Raw genomic sequence first — 2786 nt, 5'->3', positions numbered from 1 at the left:
GAAAACGAAGATCATAATGCGCACGATGACATTGAGTATTTCCCGAAAGCCCCGGGGGGAATGCCGGAGCATTTTCAGGTAGCCGTTAAAGCCCAGAGTAACCAGAGTGTGAATGCCGTGGGACAGGGTGTTCATGTCGTAGTTCCGGGGCTGTTCTGTCCAGCGGTTCGGCTCGGCGAAGGTGCATCTTATGTAGGCGATGTTTTCCTGAAGATTCCGCGGGAGCACCGTGATGCCCAGATGAGAGCCGGCCACCCGGGAGATCCGGCAGCTGAACCGGTAGGACGCGCCCTCCCGCTGCTGCGTGAGGATGATAAAGACGGGATCTCCCTCCCGGAAGATCTGATGCCAGGCGACGCCGGATCGGGGCTCCGGCATCTGAAGGCCCAGCGCCTGCTGAGAAAAGTCTGTTACGGTAACCTCCGTAAGATGTCCCTGAACGGTTTCCAGAGTGGCGCGCATGCGGCAGTCCACCCGGGGAAAGGAACGGATCTGCCTGGTTTCCAGCGCCACGGCGGAGGCGGCCCCCAGCACCAGAAGATTGTAGGCCACCCAGAGGAGATTGATGAAGATGGTGAGCTTTTCGGCAAAGGGATCAAACAGCATGTTCCAGGTGCCGTAAATAAGTCCGGCGAAGTTCAGGAAGATGAGGAGGAGGTACGGGCGGGACACCGTCCAGTCAAAATGGGTTTCCCGGTTGGATTCTCCCTTGGCGGTAACATTGAATTTGCCGTGCCTGGGGGAGATCAGCGCCACCAGGGTGGGCAGGGTGATGTACCAGGAAAGAATGGTTTCGTAAATAGCCCCCCAGAAATAGAAGCGGTTGTTTTGCTGCATCCTGTGATTGGTCATGGTGGTGTGCACCATATGGGGCAGCACGTAGGCCAGAATGGCGGCTCCGGAGGCGAAGATCACGTAGATGTGACAAAACAGATAGGGCAGGGGCGCTATGAGGAAGATAATGCGGGGCAGACCGTGGAGAAAGTGCAGGGAGGCATTGGCGAAGCAGAGACGCTGCGGGATGCTCAGGCCCTTTCTGAACAGGGGATTGTCAATGCGGAAGATCTGCACCATGCCCCGGGCCCAGCGGATGCGCTGGTTTATATGGGCGGCCAGGGATTCCGTGGAGAGCCCGGCGGCCAGGGGGATGTCGATAAAGGCGGTGGACCAGCCCCGTCTCAGGAGCTTCAGGGAGGTGTGAGCATCCTCGGTAACGGTCTCCACGGCGATGCCGCCGATTTCCCCGAGGGCGGATCTCCGGATCACGGCGCAGGAACCGCAGAACATGGTGGCATTCCAGGTGTCGTTGCCCTTCTGAATAAAGCGATGAAACAGGGTGTCCTCCTGGGGCATGCGGCCGTGGAGTCCCAGATTCTTTTCGAAGGGATTGTCGGAATAGAAGTGATGCGGGGTCTGCACCAGGGAGATCCGGGGATCCTTGATCATCCAGCCCACGGTGGCGGTGAGAAAATTCCGGCAGGGCACGTGGTCGCAGTCAAAAATCGCCACATGGTCTCCCTTCGTGAGCTCCAGAGCATGGTTGATATTGCCGGCCTTGGCAAAGTTATGCTTTTCCCGGGAGATCCAGGTGACGCCGATGCTTTCGCAATAACGCCGAAATTCCTCCCGGGTGCCGTCATCCAGGAGATAAACATGAAGCTTGTCCCGGGGCCAGTCCAGATCAATGGCGGCCAGGAGGGTGGGCTTTACCACCTCCAGGGGCTCGTTATAGGACGGGATCATCACGTCCACCGTCGGCCACAGGGAGCGATCCTCCGGCAGGGGCGCGGGCTTTCTGTCCAGCACCCAGCATACCTGAAAATACGCCAGCGCCATGACCAGATAGGAGTAGATTTCGGCTCCCGCCAGAGCGAGAGAGCACACCGCGGATGCCGGATCCTCCAGAAGCACGGTCTTGGAGACGCGCCACCAGATGTAGCGGCTGGAGACCACGAAGGAGATGAAGATCATGATAAACAGGGCGCCCCGGGCGCGGTGATTCCGGAGCAGCATCGCCAGAACCCACATGAGAGCCATGAAGATAAACTGATATTCCAGCTCCAGCGGCTGGGTGATGCACAGGATCATCAGGAGCGCCGCCAGCAGGAGCAGGATGCCGGCGGCGATGCGGGCCCAGACGCTCCGGATAATGAATTCCTCGCCGGCAGCCCGGAAAACCCGGGAGGCCGCATCGGAAAGCGCTTTTTTAAGCGGGGCGGTCAGGCGGGCGAATCTGGTGAAGGTTTTGCGGGCGGCGGCGGCCTCCCTCAGGCGGTCATCTCCGGGGCCGGGAAGCGCCACCAGCATCAGGTAGCAGGACTGGGAGAGAAAGCGCAGGGGATCAAAAAGCCGGGGCTTTCCGGGGGTGATCTGCGGGTAGTAATAGCGGAAACGGCGGCGGATCCGGCGGTAGCGGAGCTTTTCCAGCGGCAAAAGCCACCACAGGAGATGGGTAAAAAACAGGGCGACCAGAGACGCCGCCATTCCGGATCCGTTCAGGCGGTAGATCAGGTACTGTTCCTGCAGGCGATTGGCGTAGCGCCGGAGTGTCGTCATGATCTTGCGTTTTCCCCTGTTCCTTAAGCCGGTTCCTTCCCGGCGCGGTCTCCGGAATCCCCGGCGCGGCTTCTTATCAGCCTGATATCAATGAGGATTCGTTCCGTCTGACAGCTGGCCTCGGAATAATCGAGGTATCTGGTATAGGGCTCCGGCTTCCTCGCGGCCTCCCGGACGAACTCGTCCAGGGGAATTTCCGCATCCAGGATCCGGGGGCCTAAGACCGGATG

At 59.7% G+C, this 2786-nt stretch carries 2 protein-coding genes; both read right to left on the bottom strand.

The window, feature by feature from the left end; all coding sequences use genetic code 11:
* Nucleotides 1-2556 (bottom strand): UDP-forming cellulose synthase catalytic subunit (gene bcsA, locus ACJROR_RS12495; protein WP_406547317.1); only part of this gene is annotated, 2556 nt, incomplete at its 3' end.
* A 23-nt stretch (nt 2557-2579) separates the two neighbouring features.
* On the bottom strand, nt 2580-2786 hold a 207-nt coding region (locus ACJROR_RS12490; protein WP_406547316.1), incomplete at its 5' end, for a hypothetical protein.

It is taken from the genome of Succinimonas sp., from assembly GCF_045225735.1.
Classification (GTDB): domain Bacteria; phylum Pseudomonadota; class Gammaproteobacteria; order Enterobacterales; family Succinivibrionaceae; genus Succinimonas.
Note: the sequence above shows the minus strand (reverse complement) of the source record. Positions and strands in the feature narration are given on the sequence as shown.